The organism is Bradyrhizobium sp. BR 10289 (assembly GCF_019455385.1).
Taxonomy (GTDB): Bacteria; Pseudomonadota; Alphaproteobacteria; order Rhizobiales; family Xanthobacteraceae; genus Bradyrhizobium.
Genome location: NZ_JACOFR010000011.1, coordinates 173,586 through 195,252, shown reverse-complemented (window position 1 = coordinate 195,252; position 21,667 = coordinate 173,586). Strand labels below are relative to the sequence as shown.

General features: G+C 66.0%; 19 protein-coding genes. 8 read left to right on the top strand and 11 right to left on the bottom strand.

The window, feature by feature from the left end; translation table 11 throughout:
- The first annotated feature begins 168 nt into the window (after positions 1 to 168).
- Positions 169 to 1,776 (top strand): L-aspartate oxidase, encoded by a 1,608-nt coding sequence (locus HYH08_RS20080; RefSeq protein WP_220011536.1) that lies wholly within the window; start codon positions 169 to 171, stop codon positions 1,774 to 1,776.
- A gap of 11 nt (positions 1,777 to 1,787) precedes the next feature.
- Positions 1,788 to 2,666 carry a carboxylating nicotinate-nucleotide diphosphorylase gene (nadC, locus tag HYH08_RS20075; RefSeq protein WP_220011535.1) on the top strand — a complete coding sequence of 293 codons (879 nt, stop codon included), beginning with the start codon at positions 1,788 to 1,790 and terminating at the stop codon, positions 2,664 to 2,666.
- 181 nt (positions 2,667 to 2,847) lie between these two features.
- Here nadC and HYH08_RS20070 read toward each other — a convergent pair whose 3' ends face one another.
- From HYH08_RS20070 to HYH08_RS20060, 3 genes are all read right to left on the bottom strand, one after another.
- A complete protein-coding gene (locus tag HYH08_RS20070; protein WP_220011534.1) occupies positions 2,848 to 4,299 on the bottom strand; it encodes a cell wall hydrolase in 1,452 nt (483 codons plus the stop codon).
- 558 nt (positions 4,300 to 4,857) lie between these two features.
- Positions 4,858 to 7,782 (bottom strand): pyruvate, phosphate dikinase, encoded by a 2,925-nt coding sequence (ppdK, locus tag HYH08_RS20065; RefSeq protein WP_220011533.1) that lies wholly within the window; start codon positions 7,780 to 7,782, stop codon positions 4,858 to 4,860.
- 96 nt (positions 7,783 to 7,878) lie between these two features.
- Positions 7,879 to 8,034, bottom strand: coding sequence for a DUF3096 domain-containing protein (locus HYH08_RS20060; protein WP_220011532.1), 156 nt, complete (start codon positions 8,032 to 8,034; stop codon positions 7,879 to 7,881).
- Positions 8,035 to 8,257: 223 nt separating this feature from the next.
- Between HYH08_RS20060 and HYH08_RS20055 the strand changes: the two genes are divergently transcribed.
- Positions 8,258 to 8,611, top strand: a complete 354-nt coding sequence (locus HYH08_RS20055; protein ID WP_220011531.1) for a DUF1236 domain-containing protein — start codon at positions 8,258 to 8,260, stop codon at positions 8,609 to 8,611.
- Between the two features lie 236 nt (positions 8,612 to 8,847).
- Here HYH08_RS20055 and glyS read toward each other — a convergent pair whose 3' ends face one another.
- From glyS to HYH08_RS20025, 6 genes are all read right to left on the bottom strand, one after another.
- On the bottom strand, positions 8,848 to 10,947 hold the full coding sequence (gene glyS, locus HYH08_RS20050; RefSeq protein ID WP_220011530.1) for a glycine--tRNA ligase subunit beta: 2,100 nt from the start codon (positions 10,945 to 10,947) through the stop codon (positions 8,848 to 8,850).
- A complete protein-coding gene (locus HYH08_RS20045; RefSeq protein WP_220011529.1) occupies positions 10,947 to 11,882 on the bottom strand; it encodes a glycine--tRNA ligase subunit alpha in 936 nt (311 codons plus the stop codon). Before HYH08_RS20045 ends, glyS begins: the two co-directional genes overlap by 1 nt.
- 197 nt (positions 11,883 to 12,079) lie before the next feature.
- A complete protein-coding gene (locus HYH08_RS20040; protein ID WP_220011577.1) occupies positions 12,080 to 12,271 on the bottom strand; it encodes a hypothetical protein in 192 nt (63 codons plus the stop codon).
- Positions 12,272 to 12,375: 104 nt separating this feature from the next.
- Positions 12,376 to 13,284, bottom strand: coding sequence for a S49 family peptidase (locus HYH08_RS20035; RefSeq protein ID WP_220011528.1), 909 nt, complete (start codon positions 13,282 to 13,284; stop codon positions 12,376 to 12,378).
- A gap of 216 nt (positions 13,285 to 13,500) precedes the next feature.
- On the bottom strand, positions 13,501 to 14,262 hold the full coding sequence (locus HYH08_RS20030; protein ID WP_220011527.1) for a tRNA1(Val) (adenine(37)-N6)-methyltransferase: 762 nt from the start codon (positions 14,260 to 14,262) through the stop codon (positions 13,501 to 13,503).
- Positions 14,255 to 14,482, bottom strand: coding sequence for a putative signal transducing protein (locus tag HYH08_RS20025; RefSeq protein WP_220011526.1), 228 nt, complete (start codon positions 14,480 to 14,482; stop codon positions 14,255 to 14,257). Before HYH08_RS20025 ends, HYH08_RS20030 begins: the two co-directional genes overlap by 8 nt.
- Positions 14,483 to 14,615: 133 nt before the next feature.
- Here HYH08_RS20025 and HYH08_RS20020 point away from each other — a divergent pair, with 133 nt between their 5' ends.
- The 4 genes from HYH08_RS20020 (at position 14,616) to HYH08_RS20005 (ending at position 18,774) form a co-directional block, all read left to right on the top strand.
- Complete coding sequence (locus tag HYH08_RS20020; protein ID WP_220011525.1) at positions 14,616 to 15,623, top strand: polyprenyl synthetase family protein; 1,008 nt, start codon at positions 14,616 to 14,618, stop codon at positions 15,621 to 15,623.
- A 365-nt stretch (positions 15,624 to 15,988) separates the two neighbouring features.
- Positions 15,989 to 16,504 (top strand): winged helix-turn-helix transcriptional regulator, encoded by a 516-nt coding sequence (locus HYH08_RS20015; RefSeq protein ID WP_220011524.1) that lies wholly within the window; start codon positions 15,989 to 15,991, stop codon positions 16,502 to 16,504.
- Position 16,505: 1 nt separating this feature from the next.
- Positions 16,506 to 17,768: a beta-ketoacyl-ACP synthase II gene (gene fabF, locus HYH08_RS20010; RefSeq protein WP_220011523.1), complete on the top strand. Its 1,263-nt coding sequence runs from the start codon at positions 16,506 to 16,508 to the stop codon at positions 17,766 to 17,768.
- A gap of 136 nt (positions 17,769 to 17,904) precedes the next feature.
- Complete coding sequence (locus HYH08_RS20005) at positions 17,905 to 18,774, top strand: alpha/beta fold hydrolase (protein ID WP_220011522.1); 870 nt, start codon at positions 17,905 to 17,907, stop codon at positions 18,772 to 18,774.
- Here the strand turns inward: HYH08_RS20005 and HYH08_RS20000 are convergent.
- Positions 18,771 to 19,664, bottom strand: coding sequence for a LysR family transcriptional regulator (locus tag HYH08_RS20000; protein WP_220011521.1), 894 nt, complete (start codon positions 19,662 to 19,664; stop codon positions 18,771 to 18,773). The genes HYH08_RS20005 and HYH08_RS20000 overlap by 4 nt on opposite strands.
- A 99-nt stretch (positions 19,665 to 19,763) precedes the next feature.
- Between HYH08_RS20000 and HYH08_RS19995 the strand changes: the two genes are divergently transcribed.
- Positions 19,764 to 20,699 carry an AEC family transporter gene (locus HYH08_RS19995; protein ID WP_220011520.1) on the top strand — a complete coding sequence of 312 codons (936 nt, stop codon included), beginning with the start codon at positions 19,764 to 19,766 and terminating at the stop codon, positions 20,697 to 20,699.
- 55 nt (positions 20,700 to 20,754) lie between these two features.
- Here the strand turns inward: HYH08_RS19995 and HYH08_RS19990 are convergent, their stop codons facing one another.
- On the bottom strand, positions 20,755 to 21,639 hold the full coding sequence (locus HYH08_RS19990; protein ID WP_220011519.1) for a 4-(cytidine 5'-diphospho)-2-C-methyl-D-erythritol kinase: 885 nt from the start codon (positions 21,637 to 21,639) through the stop codon (positions 20,755 to 20,757).
- Between the last annotated feature and the right edge of the window lie 28 nt (positions 21,640 to 21,667).

Here is a 21,667-nt window from a genome sequence, read left to right as displayed (position 1 = left end):
AGCGGAGCGCAGATCCGGGACCCCCGCGCGAGCGCTGGCGCTCGTCGCGATAACCACAGGGAGATGTTTGGCGAAGAACGACGTTGCACAGCTTCGCACCAGAACTTCCGCCGCGGCGTATGGGTCCCTGCGTTCGCAGGGACGACAGTCGAGTGAAAGGAAAGAACCATGACAAACAACATCCACGACCTCACGCGCACCAGCGACGACGTCGTCATCGTCGGCGGCGGCCTCGCCGGCTTGTTCTGCGCATTAAAACTCGCGCCGCGGCCGGTGACGCTGATCTCGGCCGCACCGCTTGGCCAAGGCGCCTCATCCGCCTGGGCGCAGGGCGGGATCGCCGCGGCCGTGGCTGAGGGCGATACGCCGGAGGCGCATGCTGCCGACACCATTGCCGTCGGCGGCGGCATCGTCGATGAAGCGGTCGCGCTCGGTATCGCACGCGAGGCCGGCCCGCGCATTCACGACCTGCTCGCCTATGGCGTGCCGTTCGACCGCGATCTCGAAGGCCGGCTCGCGGTCGGGCGGGAAGCCGCGCATTCCGCACGCCGCATCGTCCATGTGCGCGGCGACGGCGCGGGCACCGCAATCATCGCCGCCCTGAGCGAGGCCGTGCGCCGCACGCCGTCGATCCGCCTGATCGAAGGCTTTGTCGCCGAAGCCTTGCTGACCGAGGACGGCGCCGTCACCGGGCTTCAACTGCGCGAGGCCGGCAACGCGGCGGCACGGCCGGTCCTGCTCGCCTCACGCACGGTCGTGCTTGCCACCGGCGGCATCGGCCACCTCTATGCCGTCACCACCAATCCGCTTGAGGCCAACGGCTCCGGCCTTGCGATCGCGGCGCGCGCCGGCGCCGTCATCGCCGATCCTGAATTCGTGCAATTCCACCCGACCGCCATCATGGTCGGTCGCGATCCCGCCCCGCTCGCAACCGAGGCGCTGCGCGGCGAAGGCGCGACGCTGCTCAACGGTGACGGCGAACGTTTCATGGCCCCGCGCCATCCGCTCGCCGAGCTCGCCCCGCGCGACATCGTCGCCCGCGGCGTCTTTGCCGAGATCGCGGCAGGGCGCGGCGCCTTCCTCGACGCGCGGCAGGCGCTGGGCACGCGCTTTGCCCAGAAGTTTCCGACCGTGCATGCAAGCTGCATCGCGGCCGGTATCGATCCGGCGACGCAAGCCATCCCGATCGCGCCGGCCGTGCATTACCACATGGGCGGTATCGCCGTGGACGCGCGTGGCCGCAGCTCCATCGATGGACTCTGGGCCGCCGGCGAGGTGTCCTCGACCGGCATGCATGGCGCCAACCGGCTCGCGTCGAACTCGCTGCTGGAGGCGGTGGTCTATGCAGCACGCATCGCCGACGACATCGCCGGCCGCGCCATCCCCTCGCCCGCCCGGCTTCCCGACGCGGTGGTGATGCCGTACGGTGGCGCGCCGGATGCAGCGGCCGTGAAGCGTTTGCGGGCGACGATGAGCGCGCATGTCGGCGTCATCAGGGACGAGGGCGGCCTTGCAGAGGCCGTGCGCAGCTGTGCCGCGCTCGAGCGCGAAGCCGAAAGCGTTGCCGTTCGCAACATGGCGACGACGGCCCTGCTCGTCGCAGCTTCAGCCTGGACGCGGCGCGAGAGCCGCGGCGCGCATTTCCGCTCCGACCATCCTGCGGAGGTCCCTGCGCAGGCGCAGAGAACGATGACCACGCTCGCCGCAGCGCGCGAGGTCGCGGAAAACTTCACCGCACGCCCAACGCCGCGCATCGCGCAACCCATGATCGCCTGACGGAGACCTCCATGATCGTCCCGACCTCCCTGCTCTATCCCGACGCCTTCCTCTCCCCGCTCGCAATCGACGAGGCCGTGCATCGCGCGCTCGACGAGGATCTCGGCCGTGCCGGCGACATCACCTCGCTGGCGACGATCCCGGAAGCGACAAAGGCGCAAGCCATCCTGGTCGCGCGCCAGTCCGGCGTGATCGCCGGCCTGCCGCTGGCGCTGGCGACGCTGCAAAAGCTCTCGCCCGACATCGAGGTGCGCGCCCATGTCCGCGACGCCGCGCGGGTTGCTCGCGGACAGCACGTGCTGACGATTTCGGGCCCAGCGCGTGCCATCCTCACCGCGGAGCGCACTGCGCTGAACTTCGTCGGACGCCTCTCGGGCGTCGCGACGTTGACGGCCGATTACGTCGCGCGCACCGAAGGCACGAACATGCGGATCTCCTGCACACGCAAGACGACGCCCGGGCTGCGCGCGCTGGAGAAATACGCGGTGCGTTGCGGCGGCGGCTTCAACCACCGCTTCGGTCTCGACGATGCGATCCTGATCAAGGACAACCACATCGCGGTCGCCGGCGGCATACGTCCCGTGCTGGAGCGCGCCCGGGCGCATGCCGGGCATCTCGTGAAGATCGAGATCGAGGTGGATACGCTGGCCCAACTGCGCGAGGTGCTCGACACCGGAATGGCCGATGCCGTGCTGCTCGACAACATGGACCTTGCGACGCTGCGCGAGGCGGTGCGGATGAATGAGGGCCGCCTCGAGCTAGAAGCCTCCGGCGGCGTCACGCTGGACTCGATCGCGGCCATTGCGGCGACCGGCGTCGACTACGCCTCGTCAGGCGCGCTGACACATTCGGCGCCGAACTTCGATTGTGCGCTGGATATCGAGGCGTGAGGCTACTGCTCTTCGCCCAGGGCTGGCTGCACCTCTCCCGCAGGCGGGGGAGGTCGGCGCGAAGCGCCGGGTGGGGGCTCCCTCCACGCTGGGGTTCTCGCTTGCGGAAGCACCCCCTCCCCAACCCTCCCCCGCAAGCGGGAGAGGGAGCGCACCTTCACTGCCGCGACGATTGATCGCCTCAGCGCCGCTCGCTCACGCCCATCTCGGCGGAGCTCTTGGCTTCCTGCGCGAGCTCGGCGGAGAGCGCGGCGGTCTGGGCGGGCGTGCCCCAGCTCGGCTCCTCGCTGCCGTCGCCCCAGTTGCGGGGCCGATAGAAGGTGTGCACGCCGGTCTTGTACAGCTTCTTCATCTCGGCGACCCAGGACGGGCGCACCCAATAGGCGTGGTAGTGCGTCGACTTGCCGACTTCAGGCAGCCAGATCTGGCCGTCGAGCATCGCCTTCGAGATCTTCTTCGCGCGCTCCCACATTTCGGGCTCGCGGATCACGTCGGGATTGTTGTCGCAGGCGAAGGTGAACTGGCAGGCGAAGTGGCGATACTTGTTCTGATAGACGACGCCGCAGACCGTGTCAGGATATTTGCCGGAGAACACCCGGTTCATCACGACCTGCGCGACCGCGATCTGGCCGCGTACGGCCTCGCCGCGGGATTCGAAATAGACGGCTTCGGCGAGACATTTCTCCGACTTGGCGCGCGACTTGTCGTCGAGTGCGAGCCGCTCCGCCGGTGATTTGGCGCGCTGGTTGTCGGCGTTGACCTCGCCCTTCGGCGCGACACTCTCGCCGCTCTCGATGTCCTTCGCGATCTGTTCCGTCGGCGGCGTCAGCGAAGCCGTCACCTTCATGTCCGGATCGGACATCACGATCAGCGGCTCGGCACCCGGCTGCCAGCTCTCGATGCTTTCGATATTGCCGCCGAGCGAGGAACTGCCGAAGAACAGGTTGGAGGTCTTGACGCTGAAGGGATCGCGCGCGGGCGCCGCCGGCACGGTGGCCTGCTTCAAGGCGTCCAGCGGCTGCACTGCGAACGCGCGCGCGGCGTCGCTGGCTTTCGGATCGGCATATTGCGGCAGCGGCGGCGCACGCATCGCTTCTGCCAGCTCCGGATCGAGCGCGGCCGCGGACTCCGGCGACATGGCTTGCGGCAATGCGGCGGTCTTGGCCCCGAACACCGAGCTGTTGGACGTCGCGGGATCTTCCTGCGCGGGGGCTGCGGCAGGGACGGCCGTCTCCGGCGTCTGCGTCGGCGTCACGGTTGCGAGGCGATCGCCCTTCATGGAGCGATCGACCTTGGGAAAATCTGCAGCCTGGTAGCGCGGTGGCGCCTGGAGCGCCGGATTGCGGCTGATTGCGCCGGTGACGTCGCGGCCGTCAAGGCTCGCGAGGCGAACCATCGCGCTCTGTGGAATAGATGTGCCGATGGGGCGGGAAAAGCTGTAGGTGGCGAGCTGGATCGAGGACGCCGCGGAATAAACCTGCTTCTGCCAGCGCTCGGCAACACCGGGCTGACGCGCCAGCAAGGAGGCAATGTCCTGATAGCCGGTCTCTCTCGGCATCAATGCGAAGATGCAGAGACCGATGCCGAAGGACGCGAACCGCGCGCCCTTCGGATGGTTACGCAACATTGACATCAACACGCTCACGCTACGCTTACGCTCGAAAGATCGAGCCGCAGTACATCCGTGCAATTCGATCTTTATTGTGAGTATCCAATTTAGGTTGCCGGGGCGTTAATCGGCGTTGCGCGCGCGGCACACTCAAGCGATTGCAGGTGTTTTCACGGGGCGATTACGGGCGTGGTAAATGTCCGCTGACGTGAAGCGGTAAACATCTGGTCAATGCATATGGTGAAGGAACTCTTGCCGGCGCGTATCATTACGGGACGCACGTGAGTTCCCGGTGTTGCCTACACTCGTCGTGGCGAGCGCAGCACATTGACGACGCGGAAGCGACAAACGTTTCACCGTCACCCTGAGGTGGCCCCTTCTTCAGCGGCCTTCGAAGGGCGACGGTCCGGCTTTATCCCGGCCGTTCATCCTTCGAGGCTCGCTGCGCAGCGCAACAGCGCTGCGCACTTGCACCTCAGGATGACGGGACTAATAGCTTCGCGCCTCAATGAGAGTGATCGCCGAAATGAAAGAGGCGGGGTTCGTGGCCCCGCCTCTTCGTACTCACTATCTCAATTCGCCTTACGCCTGGCTCGCGATCGCCTTGCCGAGCGCGGCTTGCGCTGCGGCGAGACGCGCGATCGGCACGCGGTACGGCGAGCAGGAGACGTAGTCGAGGCCGATATTGTGGCAGAAGGCGACGGAGGCGGGATCGCCGCCGTGCTCGCCGCAAATGCCGACCTTGAGCTTCGGGCGCGTCTTGCGGCCGCGCGCGACACCGATCTTGACCAGCTCGCCGACGCCTTCCTGGTCGAGCGCGACGAACGGATCGACCGACAGGATGCCCTTCGCCACGTAGGGACCGAGGAAGCTTGCCGCGTCGTCGCGGCTGATGCCGTAGGTGGTCTGCGTCAGGTCGTTGGTGCCGAACGAGAAGAACTCGGCACTCTCCGCGATCTCGGCCGCGAGCAGGCAGGCGCGCGGCAGCTCGATCATGGTGCCGACCTGATAGGACAGCTTGGTGTTGGTGTCGCGCATCACTGCCTTGGCGGTGGCATCAATGCGCGCCTTGACGAGATCGAGCTCCATCTTGGTCGCGATCAGCGGCACCATCACCTCGAGCCCGACGGCCCTGCCGGTGCGCTTCTCGGCCTCGACCGCGGCTTCGAAGATCGCGCGCGCCTGCATCTCGGCGATCTCGGGATAGGCGATCGCGATGCGGCAGCCGCGGAAGCCGAGCATCGGGTTGAACTCCGACAGCTCGCGCGCGCGGTCGGCGAGGCGCCGCGGGTCGGTGTTCATGGCACGCGCCACTTCCTCGACCTCGGCATGGGTGTGCGGCAGGAACTCGTGCAGCGGCGGATCAAGCAGACGGATCGTGACGGGCAAGCCCTTCATGATCTCGAACAGCTCGACGAAGTCGGCGCGCTGCATCGGCAGCAGCTTTGCCAGTGCCGCACGGCGCGACTGCTCGTCTTCCGAGAGGATCATCTCGCGCACCGTGCGGATGCGGGTCTCCTCGAAGAACATGTGCTCGGTGCGGCACAGGCCGATGCCCTCGGCGCCGAACTTGATCGCGGTGCGCGCGTCATCGGGCGTATCGCCGTTGACGCGGACGCCGATCTTGCGGACCTGGTCGGCCCAGTTCATCAGCGTGCCGAACTCGCCGGAGAGCTCCGGCTCGATCATCGGCATGCGGCCGGCCAGCACCTGGCCGAGCGAGCCGTCGATGGTGATGACGTCGCCGGTCTTGAAGGTGCGCGAGCCGATGCTCATGGTGCCGCGGCCGTAATCGACACGGATGGTGCCGCAGCCGGAGACGCAGGGCTTGCCCATGCCGCGCGCGACCACCGCCGCGTGCGAGGTCATGCCGCCGCGCGTGGTCAGGATGCCTTCGGCGGCGTGCATGCCGTGGATGTCTTCCGGGCTGGTCTCGATGCGGACCAGGATCACCTTGCGTCCGTCGCCCTGAAGCTTGGCGGCTTCGTCCGAGGAGAACACGATCTCGCCGGAGGCAGCTCCCGGGGAGGCCGGCAGGCCGGTCGCGATCACGTCGCGCTTGGCGTTGGGATCGATGGTCGGATGCAGGAGCTGATCGAGCGAGGCCGGATCGATCCGCGTCACCGCTTCCTTCTTGGAGATCAGGCCTTCATTGGCGAGCTCGACCGCGATGCGCAGCGCCGCCTTCGCGGTGCGCTTGCCGCTGCGGGTCTGCAGCATCCACAGCTTGCCCTGCTCGACCGTGAACTCCATGTCCTGCATGTCGCGGTAGTGCTTCTCGAGCAGCGTGTAGATCCGCGTCAGCTCCTTGAAGGCCTCCGGCATCGCCGCTTCCATCGACGCCTTGTCGGAGCCCGACTCCTTGCGCGCCTCCTCGGTGATGTCCTGCGGCGTGCGGATGCCCGCCACCACGTCCTCGCCTTGCGCGTTGATCAGGAATTCGCCGTAGAGCTTGCTCTCGCCGGTCGAGGGATTGCGGGTGAAGGCAACGCCGGTGGCCGAGGTCTCGCCCATGTTGCCGAACACCATGGCCTGCACGTTGACCGCGGTGCCCCAGGATTCCGGGATGTCGTGCAGCTTGCGATAGGTCACCGCGCGCGCGTTCATCCAGGATGAGAACACCGCGCCGATTGCGCCCCAGAGCTGGTCGTGCGGATCCTGCGGAAAATCCTTGCCGGTCTCGCGGGCAACCGCGTCCTTGTACTTGCCGACCATCTCGACCCAGTCCTCGGCCGACAGGTCGGTGTCGAGCGTGTAGCCCTGGCTGTCCTTGAAGGTGTCGAGGATTTCCTCGAAGTGATGGTGCTCGAAGCCGAGCACCACGTCGGAATACATGGTGATGAAGCGGCGATAGCTGTCGTAGGCGAAGCGACGGTCGCCCGAGAGCTCCGCGAGCGCTTCCACGGTCTCGTCGTTGAGGCCGAGATTGAGCACGGTGTCCATCATGCCCGGCATCGAGGCGCGTGCGCCGGAGCGTACCGAGACAAGCAGCGGGTTCTTGGTGTCGCCGAACACCTTGCCGGTCAACTTGCCGACATGGTCGAGCGCCTTCTCAACCTGGGCCTGCAATTCCTTCGGGTAGGTCTTGTCGTGGGCGTAGAAGTAGGTGCAGACCGAGGTCGGGATGGTGAAGCCGGGAGGCACGGGAAGGCCGAGATTGGCCATCTCGGCGAGGTTGGCGCCCTTGCCGCCGAGCAGGTCGCGCATCTCGGTCCGGCCCTCGGCCTTGCCGTCGCCGAAGGTGTAGACCCATTTGCCGGCCTTGACCGCGGCTGGCGCCGCCTTTTTCGCTGCGGGCTTGGCAGCGACCTTCGGAGCAACCGGCTTGGTCACAGCTTTCGCAGCCGGCTTGGCTGCGGGCTTTACGGCCGCCTTGGGAGCGCTCTTGGGCGTGCTCTTGGGCGTGCTTTTGGCGAGTGCCTTGCGGGCCGCCGGCGCGGCCTTCGCCGTGGCGGAGGGCTTTGATTTCACTGCAGTTTTAGAAGGCTTCGAGGCGGCTTTGGCCATAGCTTGCACACAACCTGCGAGAGGAATGGGAAATCGCGCGCCTTACACCACTTTGAGCAGGCCCGCGCAAGTCGAAGAGTTCCGGAAAATGAAGGCCTAGAGATGGAGCCACTTCAACAAACCGAGCCCGATCGCACCATTTATGATGAGAAAGATCGCCACGATGAAGTTGAGCAGGCGAGGCATGATCAGGATCAGCACACCGGCCAGCAGCGACAGGAGCGGCGAGATGTGGGCGACGGTGAGGTGCATGAACTATCTTTCCGTAGAGGTGGGGCGAATCGCGGCCGGATCATACCGGACCGAGTTCCGCGGGTAGAGACGCGCAACACGCGAGCGGGTTCCCGGCTTCGCGAAATCTGCCTGAAAATGCCGCGAATGCGGCAAGGCATTTTCCGGAACATCGCGCGCGTCGCAGCATTGGCAACCGGTCGCGCCACTGGCGCCGGCTGAAATCATGTCGAAGGAGTTGCCCATGCGGAACAGGATTCTCGCTCTCACGGCGCTTGGCATCGCGCTCGGCGCGCCGATCGCGGCGTCCGCACAATCCGGCGTCACGATTGGACGCGCGCCCGTCGTTGTCGATAGCGGCCCGACCATCGCGGTCGAGCAGCGGCCGGCCTTCCGCGACTATGTGGTCGAACAACGCGTGCCCGCCTTCCGCGTCCCGGATCGCGTGGTGGTCGGCGCCACCTTACCCGAGACCGGCGTCACCTATTATGACGTGCCGCAACGTTTCGGCGCCACCACCTATCGCTACACCGTCGTGAACGGCGAGACCGTGCTGGTCGAACCGCGTTCGCGCCGCATCGTCGAGGTGATCGACTGAGCCCGACCACTGAATTCGACTAGATGTCCGGCGCGCCACATCATAGTGGCGCGAGCAGTGTTATCGGACATCAGGCCCCGCCCGGTCTCCCCCCGCCGGGCGGGGCTTTTTTGTGCCCTCTCGTGTCCCGGGCAAGCGAAGCGCGACCCGGGACCCAGAATCTTTGCGGCGAGCATGGGCCCCGGCTCTGCAACGCACCGCTGAAGTAGCGCTACGCTGCGTCCGGGGCACGAGACCTAATCCTGGATCTTCGAGAAATCCGCCACCGCGCGCGTGGCGCTGCGGATCTCGTTCAACAGCTTCAGGCGGTTCTCGCGCACCTTCGCGTCATCGTCATTGACGCGAACCTTGTCGAAGAACGCATCGACCGGCGGGCGTAACTTGGCCATCGCACTCATCGCGGCGGCAAAGTCCTCCCTGGCGACGGCGGCACTGGCTTCCGCCGTCACCTCACCGATCGCCTTCGCCAGCGCCTTCTCCTCGGCGAGGCTGTAGAGCACAGCATCCGGCGCACCGTCGAAGCTGCGCTTGTCCTTCTTCTCCTCAATCGAGAGGATGTTGCTGGCGCGCTTGGTGCCGGCGAGCAGGTTCTTGCCGTCGTCACTCTCGAGGAATTTGCCGAGCGCCTCGACGCGCCGGACGATCATCAGGAGATCGTCCTGACCGCCGAGCGCGAACACGGCATCGACGAGATCGTGCCGCGCACCCTGCTCGCGGAGCTGGACTTTGAGGCGGTCGGCGAAGAAGGCGAGGAGATCGCTCGGGATCTTCTCCGCATCGGCAGGCTTCACCGATAGGCCGGCAAGCGCGGACGCCGCCACCTTCACGAGCGAGAGTCGCAGTGTGTTGTCGACGATCAGCCTGATCACACCGAGCGCGGCACGACGGAGCGCATACGGGTCCTTGCTGCCGGTCGGCTTCTCGTCGATCGCCCAGAAGCCGACGAGCGTGTCGAGCTTGTCGGCGAGCGCCACGGCGACGCTGACCGGATCGGTTGGCACGCGATCGGTAGGACCTTGCGGCTTGTAGTGCTCCTCGCAGGCAGCAGCGACCGAGGCATCCTCGCCCTGTGCCAGCGCGTAGTACTTCCCCATCAGGCCTTGCACTTCAGGGAATTCGCCGACGACTTCAGTCAGCAGATCGGCCTTCGCAAGTTTCGCAGCACGCCTCGCCTTCTCAGCATCGGCGCCGACCAGCGGCGCGATCTCGGCGGCCAGGCGCTCGATCCGCTTGATCCGCTCAGCCTGCGTCCCGAGCTTCTCATGGAACACGATCTGCTCGAACTTCGGCAGGCGGTCCTCGAGCTTCGTCTTCAGATCCGTCTCATAGAAGAATTTCGCATCCGACAGGCGCGGACGGATCACGCGTTCGTTGCCCGAAACGATCACCTTGCCGCCGTCCGCCGCCTCGATATTGGCGGTGAGAACGAACTTGTTTGTAAGCTTGCCCGTCTTGGGATCCTTGACGACAAAGCACTTCTGATTGTTGCGGATGGTGGCGCGGATCACTTCGTCCGGGATCGCCAGATACTCTTCTTCGAACGAGCCCATCATCACAACCGGCCATTCGACGAGGCCGGAGACCTCGTCGAGCAGCACCTGGTCCTCGACCAGCTCAAAACCTTGCGCGAAGGTCAACTCCTTGGCGTCGGCGAAGATGATGTCCTTGCGCGCCTGCGGATCGAGGATGACCTTTGCGGCCTTCAGCTTGGCCTCATAATCCTCGAAACGGCGGACAGAAATCGCGTCCGGCGCCATGAAGCGATGGCCATACGTCGTCTGGCCGGCCTCGATGCCGTCGACCTCGAACTTCACCACATCGGGCACTTCCGTCTCGGGCCCGAAGGTCGCGGTGATCGCGTGCAGCGGGCGCACCCAGCTCAGCGAGCCCGGCTTGCCGGAGCGCGCGCCCCAGCGCATCGATTTCGGCCAGGGGAAGGTGCGGATGATGACCGGCAGGATTTCCGCGAGAACGTCGATCGCGTCGCGGCCCGGCTTCTCGATCAAGCCGATGTAGAAATCGCCCTTGGGGTCGCGCTGGATTTTTGCTTCGTCCAGCGACTTCAGGCCGGTCGCCTTCAGAAAGCCCTGCACGGCCGCATCGGGCGCGCCGACCTTGGGTCCGCGGCGCTCGGTCTTGAGATCAGGCTGGCGCGCGGGGATGCCGTGCACGGTGAGCGCAAGGCGGCGCGGCGTCGCGAAGGCTTTCGCGCCCTCGTAGACGAGGCCCTCGGCAACGAGCTTCTCGGTGACCAGACGGCGCAGATCGTCGGCCGCCTTGGCCTGCATGCGCGCGGGGATCTCTTCCGAGAACAGTTCGAGCAAAAGATCGGGCATCAGGCCGCTCCACCCGCTTCAGTGTGGATCCAGGCCTCGCCGCAGGCTTTCGCCAACTCGCGCACGCGAAGAATGTAGCTCTGCCGCTCGGTCACGGAGATCACGCCGCGGGCATCGAGCAGGTTGAAGACGTGGCTCGCCTTGATGCACTGGTCGTAAGCCGGCAGCGCCATCAGATGCGCCTCGCGCTTGCCGTCCTTCCAGCCTGCCTCAAGGTACTTTCTGCACGCAGCTTCCGCCATCTTGAACTGCTCGAACAGCATCGCGGTGTCGGCGACTTCGAAATTGTGCTTCGAATATTCGCGCTCGGCCTGCAGGAAGACGTCGCCATAGGTGACCTTGGCGTCGCCCTCGCGGCCGTTGAAGTTGAGGTCGTAGACGCGGTCGACGCCCTGCACGTACATCGCGAGGCGCTCGAGGCCGTAGGTGAGCTCGCCGGCAACAGGTGCGCATTCGAAGCCCGCGACCTGCTGGAAGTAAGTGAACTGGCTGACTTCCATGCCGTCGCACCAGCACTCCCACCCCAGACCCCAGGCGCCCAGCGTCGGGCTCTCCCAGTCGTCCTCGACGAAGCGGATGTCGTGCACGGCGGAATCGATGCCGATCGCGGCGAGCGACTTCAGGTACAGCTCCTGAAGGTTCGGCGGCGACGGCTTCATGATCACCTGGAACTGGTAGTAGTGCTGCATCCGGTTCGGATTCTCGCCGTAGCGGCCGTCCTTGGGCCGGCGCGAGGGCTGCACATAAGCCGCGTTCCACGGCTTGGGTCCGAGTGCGCGCAGCGTGGTGGCCGGATGGAAGGTGCCTGCGCCCATCTCCATGTCGTAGGGCTGCAGGATCACGCAGCCCTGCTCGGCCCAGAAGGTCTGGAGCGCGAGGATGAAGCCCTGGAACGAGCGTTCCGGGCGCATATGGGCGGGCAAGGAGGCGTCCATCGTCAGATCAGGCTCTCGCGGGGGTTTTGAATCGCGCGGGACCGTATCGACGGCGGGGGTGGGAATCAAGGCAAAGGGGGCGGAGTCGGGACCAGTTCTCCGTCATGGCCGGGCTTGTCCCGGCCATCCACGACCTTTCTCGCGGCACGAAGAACGTGGATGCCCGGGACAAGCCCGGGCATGACGAGCAGCACGACCTACCCCGGCCTGTACGCCCCGGTCACGGGGTCACGCTTCAGCGTCTTGATATCCCCCATGGGCGTGGCTTCGGTGACGCGCGACAGGCGCATCTCTTCCAGCTCCTGGTTGATCCTGACCGCGGTCTTGTAGGCCCAGCGGACCACGGCAAGCCCACCCAGGACGCCCGCGAATGCAACGAACGGCGGCATCGGTCGATCCTTGTTCAATGCTCAGCCCCCACGCGCATATTCGCGCACTCCAAGCTGCGCCGCAATTGGCTCGGGCTGGACCAAATGGCGCGGGAGGCCCCCGCCTAGAACCCGAATTTCGCCCAAATCGCCCGCGTCTCGACCGCCGAGATCAGATCATCCGGAAGCCCGACCATTGATTCCATGGCCGAAAGCTGCCCCGCGCCGGGCGATTTCCGCCCCAGAAGGCCGGACAACAAACCGGTCGGCTGGGCGATCACGGGGGTGAGAACCTTCTCGCCATAGCGGGCACGAAGAGTTGAGCGGAGATCGCCGATGCTGTCGGCGAGCCCCAGCGCGACCGCGCTCTCGCCGGCCCAGTATTCGCCCGTGAACAGGGTGTCGTCGGCGCCCTTCAGCCGCGCACCGCGGCTCTCCTTCACCAGCGAAATGAAGATCTGGTGGATCTCGCGCTGGATCGCCTTCAGTTTGGCGACATCGTCCGGATTTTCCGGAAGGAACGGATCGAGCATCGCCTTGTGCGAACCGGCCGTGTAAAGGCGCCGTTCGATGCCGAGCCGCTTGATCGCTTCCTGGAAACCAAAACTGCCGCCGACCACGCCAATCGAGCCGAGGATCGAGGAGGGATCGCAAATGATCTCGTCGCCCGCACAGGCGATCATGTAGCCGCCGGAGGCCGCGACGTCCTCGACGAAGACGAGCACCGGCAGCTTCTTCTCCGCCGCGAGCTGCTTGATGCGCAGATAGATCTGGCGCGACTGCACCGGCGAGCCGCCAGGCGAGTTGATCACCAGCGCCACCGCCTTGGCGTTCCGGTACGAAAACGCCCGCTCCAGCACGCGCGCGACACCGGCCAGCGACATGCCGGGGCGCAGCGGCGTCACCGCGCCGATCACCCCTGACAGCCGCACCACCGGCACGACGGCCGTGCCGGGCCGGAAACGCGCCGGCAGATATTGCATGAGCTTGTCGGCCAGGCCGGAATTCTGGGAATCGTTCAATTGTTCGGCCATGCCGCTACCTCTGATTAACCATTTCTTATCACGCGAGTGTCATTGGAAGTGCCTGGAACGTGTTTTGCAGTTCTCCCGTTGGGAAGCTGCAATGAAGCAGCGGAGGAAACGCCATGAAGATCTATCTGCTGATGCTGCTGATCGGTGCGCTTTTCACGGCGATTCGCTTTACGTCACCGCAGGAACAGCAGTCGGAATCGCTTCCGCAGTAAACCGTCACGGCTCCGCCAGCGGCAACACCGCTCTCCCTTCCAGAATATCCCTCACCTCTTTTTTAGGCACGATTGACTCTTCGTTAAGCATGAGACCCGGCAACAATCGCGTCGGGGCTCGGCCACCTTTGATCGCGCGCACCAGCACGCGGATCGCGGGCCGCCCTGCTTCGCCATGAACCGGCAGGATCGACAGACTGCCGAAGCCGCGTGATAGCGCTGCCAAAATTTCTGCGATCCCGTCTGCGCGCCAGATCAAGGTCAGCGCGCCATTCGATCGGAGGATACGCCGCGCTGCATGCACCCACGCATGCAGCGTCTCTTCCGTCGCGACATGCGCGCTCTGGCGCATTGAGTCCGGCGAGCCGCGATGGCGCGCGGGATCGTTGAAGGGCGGATTCGTCAGCACCGCGTCGACGCTGTCAGGCATGAGCCCATGTGCCGCGAATGCCTGCGCATCGGCTGTGACGTCAAGCACGATCGTCTCGGCGATAATCGCATTCGCCGCCGCATTGGCGCGCGCGAGCCCGGCGAGTTCCGGATCGATCTCGACCAGGGTGAGCTTGATGTCCGCCACACGCCGGGCAAGCGCCAGCCCTGCCGTGCCGATGCCGGAACCGAGATCGACCACGCGGTCGCCCGCCCGCGCTCGCGTTGCCGCCGCAAGCAGGATCGCGTCGTGGCCGGCGCGATGGCCAGTCCGCTTCTGCTTCAGCCGCAATTGGCCGCCGAGAAAGGCGTCCTCAGTGAGGTCGGCCTCAATCATCGCCGCGCAGTTCGTGGCTGAGCCCGGCCTCGGTGAGGAGCGCCCGCGCCTCCCGGGCATCGTCCTCATGGACCAGGATCCGCCGCGGCAAAATGCCGAGCGAGCCCTCGATGATGCTCATGTTCTGGTCCAGCACCAGATGATGGATGTTGGCGCCGTCGAGCAGCGCGCCGATCGCCGACACCAGCACCATATCGTTGGTCCGCACCAGTTCACGCAAAACTGAGATCTCCTGCCCAAAGGGGGCTAAAGCAGCAAATGTCAATGGTTCCGCAGGCCTTGCCGCATCCGCCGCCAGTTTCTATTGTATTTCCATCAGAATAGCCCTTCTGGGGCAAATATTGGAGACCGGCGTGGCCGTCATCGTACCTTTCGAAACTCCCGGCGCGTCGATCGAAGAGCTGGTTGCCCTTGTCGCCCCTGACATGGAGCGCGTCAACGCCACGATCCTGTCGCGGACCGGCTCGGACGTCACCATGATCCCGGAGGTCGCCAACCATCTGATCTCCTCCGGCGGCAAGCGGCTGCGGCCGATGCTGACGCTCGCCATGGCCAACCTCGCCGGCTACACCGGCGACGGCCACATCAAGCTAGCCGCCTCCGTCGAGTTCATGCACACCGCCACGCTGCTGCACGACGACGTCGTCGACGAGAGCGAGATGCGCCGCGGCAAGCTCTCGGCGCGCATGCTCTGGGGCAACGAGGCGAGCGTCCTGGTCGGCGACTTCCTGCTGGGCCAGGCCTTCCGCATGATGGTCGAAGTCGGCTCGCTCCGCGCGCTCGACATCCTCTCGGCCGCCGCCGCCACCATCGCCGAGGGCGAGGTGATGCAGCTCGCCGCCGCCAAGAACACCGCGACCACCGAGGACGAATACCTCGCCGTGATCCGCGGCAAGACCGCCGAACTGTTCGCGGCGGCCTGCGAGGTCGGCCCCGTCATCGCCAACCGTCCGAAGGCCGAGCAGACCGCCTGCCGCTCGGTCGGCATGAATCTCGGCATCGCCTTCCAGCTCGTCGACGACGTGCTCGACTATGGCGGCAAGAGCGCAAAACTCGGCAAGAACACCGGCGACGATTTTCGCGAGGGCAAGATCACGCTGCCCGTCGTGCTCGCCTTCCGCCGCGGCAACGACACCGAGCGCGCGTTCTGGATCAAGGCGCTGGAGCGCGGCGAAATCGGCGATTCCGATCTCGACCACGCCATCGGCCTGATGAACAAGCACCGCGCGCTGGAGGACACGATCAGCCGCGCCCACCATTACGGCGCCATGGCCGTCGACGCGCTGGCGCTGTTCCCGTCGTCGCCGATGAAGAGCGCGCTGGAGCAGGTGGTGGCGTTCTGCCTGGCAAGGTCGCATTAGCCGACAGCTGACGCTCGTTCCTATTTCTTCTGCACCACTGGAGCCCCGTCATCCTGAGGCGCGAGTGGCGCGATGCAGAGCATCGCGCAGCGAGCCTCGAAGGATGCACGGCTGAGCTGCAGCCCGGCCGTCGCCCTTCGAGGCTCGCCGAAGAGGCGAGCACCTCAGGGTGACGGATTTGGATTGGTGCACGCCGCATCAACACCGTCATGGCGCAAGGCCTTCGCTGACTCACACACATTTCAGATCCTAGAAACAGCTCTTGCCACCGCAAAAGCTTCACCGTCTCGCAGGCCCTCTACACGCGCTCGCCCTCGTCCCCCAGTGACTTGCTTTTTGCAAGTCACTGACCTAACTTTCCCGCCATGCAGCCCAAATCCCCCTCCATCCTGGAATGCCCGGTCGGCCGCGCCGTGGAGACGGTCGGCGAATGGTGGAGCATTCTGATCCTGCGGGATGCGTTGCAGGGCTCCACGCGGTTCGACGAGTTCGAGCGCAATCTCGGTATCGCGCCCAACATCCTGTCGCGGCGCCTTGCCCATCTCACCAAGAGCGGCATGTTCGTTCGCCGCCGTTATCATCAGCGCCCGCCGCGTTACGAATATGTGCTGACGGACAAGGCGCGGGATTTCTTCCCCGTGATCGCGACGCTGCTCGCCTGGGGTAACAAGCATCTCGCACCAAAGGGCGAATCCATCCTGCTCGCGAACCGCGACGATTGCCGCCCACTCGATCCGGTCGTGGTCGATGCCGCGGACATGCAACCGATCACGCTCGACAATGCGGTGGTGATCGCAGGCCCCGGCGCGAGCCGCCTGATGCGGCGGCGGCTCACCTCGCTCAAGGCCATGAACCCGGCCGTTGCGCCGGCGGGAGACTGACATGCGTCGTATCGTCGTGACAGGCATGGGCGCGGTGTCGCCACTCGGCTGCGGTGTCGAATTGTCGTGGCGCCGGCTGCTCGCCGGTCAAAGCGGGCTGCGGCCCCTGCCCGAATGGTCGCAGGCGCTGCCCGCGCGCATTGCCGGCCTCGTGCCCGACAAGGCCGATGACGCCGAGGGCGGCTTCGATCCCGCGCAGGCCGCCGCGCCAAAAGACCAGCGCAAGATGGACCGTTTCATCCTGTTCGCGCTGCTTGCGACCGCAGAGGCGGTCGCGCAGGCCGGATGGATGCCGCAGGACGCGAGCGCGCTGGAGCGCACCGCGACCATCATCGCCTCCGGCGTCGGCGGTTTTCCGGCGATGGCGGAGGCGGTGCGCATCACCGAGCAGCGCGGCGCGCGCCGGCTCTCGCCGTTCACGATCCCCTCGTTCCTCGCCAACCTCGCCGCCGGCCATGTCTCGATCAAATACGGCTACAAGGGCGCGCTGGGCACGCCGGTCACCGCCTGCGCCGCCGGCGTGCAGGCGATCGGCGATGCCGCGCGCATGATCCGCCTTGGCGAAGCCGACGTCGCGATCTGCGGCGGCGCCGAGGCCTGCATCGACATCGTCAGCCTCGGCGGCTTTGCCGCCGCACGCGCGCTGTCGACCTCCTTCAATGACGAGCCCGCACGCGCCTCGCGCCCGTTCGATCGCGACCGCGAGGGGTTTGTGATGGGCGAAGGCGCCGGCATCCTCGTGATCGAGGATCTCGAACATGCACTGGCGCGGGGCGCAACGCCGATCGCGGAGATCGTCGGCTACGGCACGACGGCGGACGCCTATCACATGACGTCGGGTCCGCCCGATGGCGAGGGCGCCCGTCGCGCCATGGAGATCGCGCTCCGGCAGGCGAAGCTTGCTCCGAAGGATTTGCAGCACCTCAACGCGCATGCGACGTCGACGCCGGCCGGCGACGAGAGCGAGCTTGGCGCCATCGCCGCGCTGTTCGGCCGCAATCGCAGCATCGCGGTGAGCGCGACGAAGTCGGCGACCGGCCACCTGCTCGGCGCCGCCGGTGGCCTCGAGGCGATCTTCACCATCCTCGCCCTGCGCGACCAGATAGCGCCGCCGACGCTCAATCTTGAAAATCCCGATCCGGGCGCCGACGGCATCGACGTCGTCGCCGGCAGCGCCAGGCCGATGGCGATGACGCACGCCATCTCCAACGGCTTTGGCTTCGGCGGCGTCAATGCCAGTGCGATCTTCCGCCGCATGGGCTGAACGACGGGCCTTTTGGACCAAAGACCTTGCAATCGTGGCGCGCCGCGCTACGAAAACAGGATGATCGACACGAATGTCTGGCTGTTCCTGGCTGCGATCTCAGTGAGGCTGAACACGCTGGCGCGGCGGCCGGCCAATGGCTGATGTCCCGCAAAGCCGCTTCTATGAGTCGCACGGCCTGCGACTACATTACGCCGATTGGGGCAATGAGAGCGCGCCGCCTCTAATCCTCGTTCACGGCGGACGCGATCATTGCCGAAGCTGGGACGCGATTGCCCGTGCGTTGCAGCCGCATTTCCACGTCATCGCGCCGGATCTGCGCGGTCACGGCGATTCCGACTGGACCAAAGGCGGCAGCTACGCGCTGACCGAATATGTCTACGATCTCGCGCAGCTCGTTCGCAGTGTCGCAGCGCCCGAGATCACGCTGATTGGCCACTCGATGGGCGGCATGGTGAGCCTGATCTTTACGGGATCGTTTCCCGAGCAGGTCTCGAAGCTCATCGTGCTCGACGGCGTGACCATGCTGCCTGACGCGCCGAAGCCGCCGGTGTATGAGCGCATCGCCAAATGGGTCGGCCAGCTCGACAAGCTGCACGACCGGACGCCGCGCCGCTACGCGACGCTCACTGAGGCGGCCGCGCAGATGGTGTTGCACAACAAGCGCCTGTCCCGCGACCTCGCGCTGCATCTGGCCACCCACGGCGCGCGGCGGAACGAGGACGGCACCTATAGCTGGAAGTTCGATCCCTACCAGCGTGCCAGCGCGCCGCACCGGCTGTGGCCGGACGATCACGTCGCGCTGTGGTCGCGGATCGCCTGCCCGACGCTGCTGCTCAATGCGGGCGAGAGCTTTCTGGCCGGCGCAAAAGCTGCAGGCCTCGAACGATATTTCCCAAACGCGCGAGTCGAAACCATCGCGGGCGCGGGACACTGGCTGCAGCATGACAAGCCGCAGGAAGTGCTGGGTCAGATCCGGCGGTTTCTTGGGTTGGCCGAAGGTTAGTCTGGACCGACCTCGACGCCACGTCGCGCCTCCGCCAGAAACGGCGCCAATGCCGGATTGAGATTGCCCGGCCGCCACGCGACCACGTGCTCGATGATCGGGGCATCATCGAGATCGCAGAAAGCGAGATTCGCGATCCCGAGCTTCGCCATCGATCGCGGCACCAGCGCGATGCCGAGGTTTTCCGCAACGAGACTGACAATGGTCTGCTGCAGTTCGACCTCGAGCCTGAACGTCGGCTCGAACCCGCCGGCACGACAATAGTCGGCGATCGACTGGCGCAATCTCGGCGCCACTTCGGTCGGCGTTCCAATGAACGCTTCGCCACTGAGCTGTCCCGCCGACACGCTCGTCTGCGCGGCGAGCGGATGACTGGCGTGCACCGCCAGGCTCAGCGGCTCGCGAAAGATGACCTGTGTCACAAGGCCACGAACAGGACCGGGATCGAACAGGATCGCGGCATCGAAGCGACCGGTCAGCACCGCGTCACCAAGGATGCCGGGGATCGCCTCGCGCAGCTCGACGCGCACGCCGGGATGTCTGGCCATGTAGCGCCGCGTCAGGCCCGGCAGGACCGTGTAGGCGGCGTGCATCATGAAGCCGACAGAGAGTTCGCCGAGCTCGCCCCGCTCCGCCATTCGCGCGTTCTGGCAGGCCTGGTCGAAGCTGATCAGCACCGCGCGGGCGTCCTCGAGGAAACGCCGGCCGGCGGGCGTCAGCGTGGCGCGCCGCGACTCGCGGTCGAACAGGCGAACCCCGAGCTCCTTTTCCAGGGTCGCGATCTGCCGGCTGAGCGGCGGCTGGCTCATATGGAGTCGCTCGGCCGCCCGGCCGAAATGCAGCGTCTCGGCCACGGCGACGAAATAACGCATCTGTCGGATGTCGATCATGATGATACCGAAAAGGTATGGAGCAGTGCAGCAATCAGTATTGGATGATATCAATCGCGTTGGGTAGCCTAATTCGTCCCTCCGAAATCAGGTTCCCCGATGCTTTCCACCCTTGCGGCCGTCCTCCCCATCTTCGCACTCATCTTCGCCGGTTGGCTCGCCCGGCGGATCGGCGTCCTCGGCGCGCACGCCTCCAGCGAGCTGAACCGCTTCGTCGTCTATCTCGCCCTCCCCGCCCTGCTGTTCGACATCGTCGCGCATGCGCGATGGGCCGAAGTCTGGCAGCCCCGCTTCATTGCCGCCTTCGGGATCGGTGCGGCACTGGTGTTCTGCCTGACCATCGCCGTCCGCCTGCGCCGTCCCCGGCATCTCGCCGACGCCGCCATCGACGCCCTCAATGCGGGCTACGCCAATACCGGCTTCGTCGGTTTCCCTCTGGCGCTCGCCGCACTCGGGCGCGAGGCGCTGGCACCGACGCTGGTCGCTACGATCATTACGGTCTGCGTGCTCTTTGCGATCGCGATCGTGCTGATCGAGACCGGACTGCAGACCGAGAAACGCCGGCGGCATCTCGTTGCCAAGGTCGGCGCCTCGCTGATCCGCAATCCCCTGCTCGTTGCGCCGGCCCTGGCTGCGATTGTCCCGATCACCGGAATGAACGTGCCCGATGCCGCCGAGAGTTTTCTCAAGCTACTGGGCGGCGCAGCCTCGCCCTGCGCGCTCGTCGCACTCGGCCTGTTTCTCGCGACCAAGCGCGAGAGCACCGAGACGAATGTCGGATCGGCGGCGCTTCTCGTCAGCTTCAAGCTGGTGCTTCAGCCGGCCGTGACCTGGGTGATGGCGACCGCGGTGTTCGGATTGTCGCCGCTGCTCACGCACGTCGCCGTGCTGCTGGCCGCGCTTCCGACCGGCACGGGCCCGTTCATGCTCGCGGAGTTCTACAAGCGCGAGGCGGCGATGACGTCAAATGTCATCCTGGCATCGACGGTGACGTCGATCCTGACCATCAGCGGCTATCTCGCGTTGGCGACGTAAGCAATCGTAGCGCGCATGAGCGTCGCGACATGCGGCAGCGCTGTTGAGAAAACAGTTAGCTCAACGTCCCCGCATGCACCCACCAGCCGGAGTGATCGCGCCGGATCTTTTCGGCGGCGTCGTGGGCTTCGGTGGGCGCGCCGTAAATCGCAAAGCACGTGGCGCCCGAGCCGGACATGCGGGCAAGCTTGACGCCGGCGGAGTCGCGCAAGGCCTCCAACACCTCGCCGATCACAGGCTGGATCCGCAGCGCCGGCGCTTCGAGATCATTGGGGACGTTTTCGAGGACCTCGACCCAATCGGCGATCGACCCGCCCTCCTCCGGCCAGGCGGGCGCGTCGAGGACGGCGGTGGCTCCGACCAGCAACTCGCCGTTGCGCAGGCCGAGCTCCCTAAAGACGTCCTTGGTCGCAACCGGCACGCGCGGGTTGACCATCACGCAGGGCATGCTCGGCAACGCCAGTGGCAGCAACTGCTCGCCGACGCCGGTCATGTCGCAGGCGCGCGAGAACAGGCACACCGGAACGTCAGCGCCGGTCGCGAGCGCGACCTTCTGTAGCCGCGGATCGTCGAGCGAAAGATTGTTGAGACGCGCCAGCAGCCGCAGCGCCGCCGCCGCGTCCGCCGAGCCGCCGCCGATACCGGCGGCCACAGGAAGCACCTTGTCGAGCGCGAAGGCGCCGAGCTTCAGGTTCGGCACGGCCTCAGCCAGGAGCTTCGCGGCCTTGAACACCAGATTGTCGGAAACATCGCCGCACGCCGCAGCCAGCGGCCCGGTGGTGACAAGCTTCAGCTTGCCGCCCGGCTCCAGCGTAAGCCGGTCGGCGCAGTCGGCGAAGGCGACCACGCTTTCGAGATCATGATAGCCGTCGGCACGACGGCCGACGACGCGAAGGCTCAAATTGACCTTCGCCCGTCCTTCTTCAATCAGCGCCGGCATCGGCGACACGCCCCCAACTTTGGTCAGT

Bases quoted from the DNA above. Each gene is read 5' to 3' on its own strand.
- HYH08_RS20040 (WP_220011577.1), bottom strand. From the start codon at position 12,271: ATGCCGCCGTTCGTTGCATTCGCGGGCGTCCTGGGTGGGCTTGCCGTG.
- HYH08_RS19995 (WP_220011520.1), top strand. From the start codon at position 19,764: ATGCTTTCCACCCTTGCGGCCGTCCTCCCCATCTTCGCACTCATCTTC.
- HYH08_RS20070 (WP_220011534.1), bottom strand. From the start codon at position 4,299: ATGTCAATGTTGCGTAACCATCCGAAGGGCGCGCGGTTCGCGTCCTTC.
- HYH08_RS20045 (WP_220011529.1), bottom strand. From the start codon at position 11,882: ATGGACGCCTCCTTGCCCGCCCATATGCGCCCGGAACGCTCGTTCCAG.
- HYH08_RS20005 (WP_220011522.1), top strand. From the start codon at position 17,905: ATGGCTGATGTCCCGCAAAGCCGCTTCTATGAGTCGCACGGCCTGCGA.
- HYH08_RS20000 (WP_220011521.1), bottom strand. From the start codon at position 19,664: ATGATCGACATCCGACAGATGCGTTATTTCGTCGCCGTGGCCGAGACG.
- HYH08_RS20055 (WP_220011531.1), top strand. From the start codon at position 8,258: ATGCGGAACAGGATTCTCGCTCTCACGGCGCTTGGCATCGCGCTCGGC.
- fabF (WP_220011523.1), top strand. From the start codon at position 16,506: ATGCGTCGTATCGTCGTGACAGGCATGGGCGCGGTGTCGCCACTCGGC.
- HYH08_RS20080 (WP_220011536.1), top strand. From the start codon at position 169: ATGACAAACAACATCCACGACCTCACGCGCACCAGCGACGACGTCGTC.
- HYH08_RS20035 (WP_220011528.1), bottom strand. From the start codon at position 13,284: ATGGCCGAACAATTGAACGATTCCCAGAATTCCGGCCTGGCCGACAAG.
- glyS (WP_220011530.1), bottom strand. From the start codon at position 10,947: ATGCCCGATCTTTTGCTCGAACTGTTCTCGGAAGAGATCCCCGCGCGC.
- HYH08_RS20030 (WP_220011527.1), bottom strand. From the start codon at position 14,262: ATGATTGAGGCCGACCTCACTGAGGACGCCTTTCTCGGCGGCCAATTG.
- ppdK (WP_220011533.1), bottom strand. From the start codon at position 7,782: ATGGCCAAAGCCGCCTCGAAGCCTTCTAAAACTGCAGTGAAATCAAAG.
- HYH08_RS20015 (WP_220011524.1), top strand. From the start codon at position 15,989: ATGCAGCCCAAATCCCCCTCCATCCTGGAATGCCCGGTCGGCCGCGCC.
- nadC (WP_220011535.1), top strand. From the start codon at position 1,788: ATGATCGTCCCGACCTCCCTGCTCTATCCCGACGCCTTCCTCTCCCCG.
- HYH08_RS20060 (WP_220011532.1), bottom strand. From the start codon at position 8,034: ATGCACCTCACCGTCGCCCACATCTCGCCGCTCCTGTCGCTGCTGGCC.
- HYH08_RS19990 (WP_220011519.1), bottom strand. From the start codon at position 21,639: ATGCCGGCGCTGATTGAAGAAGGACGGGCGAAGGTCAATTTGAGCCTT.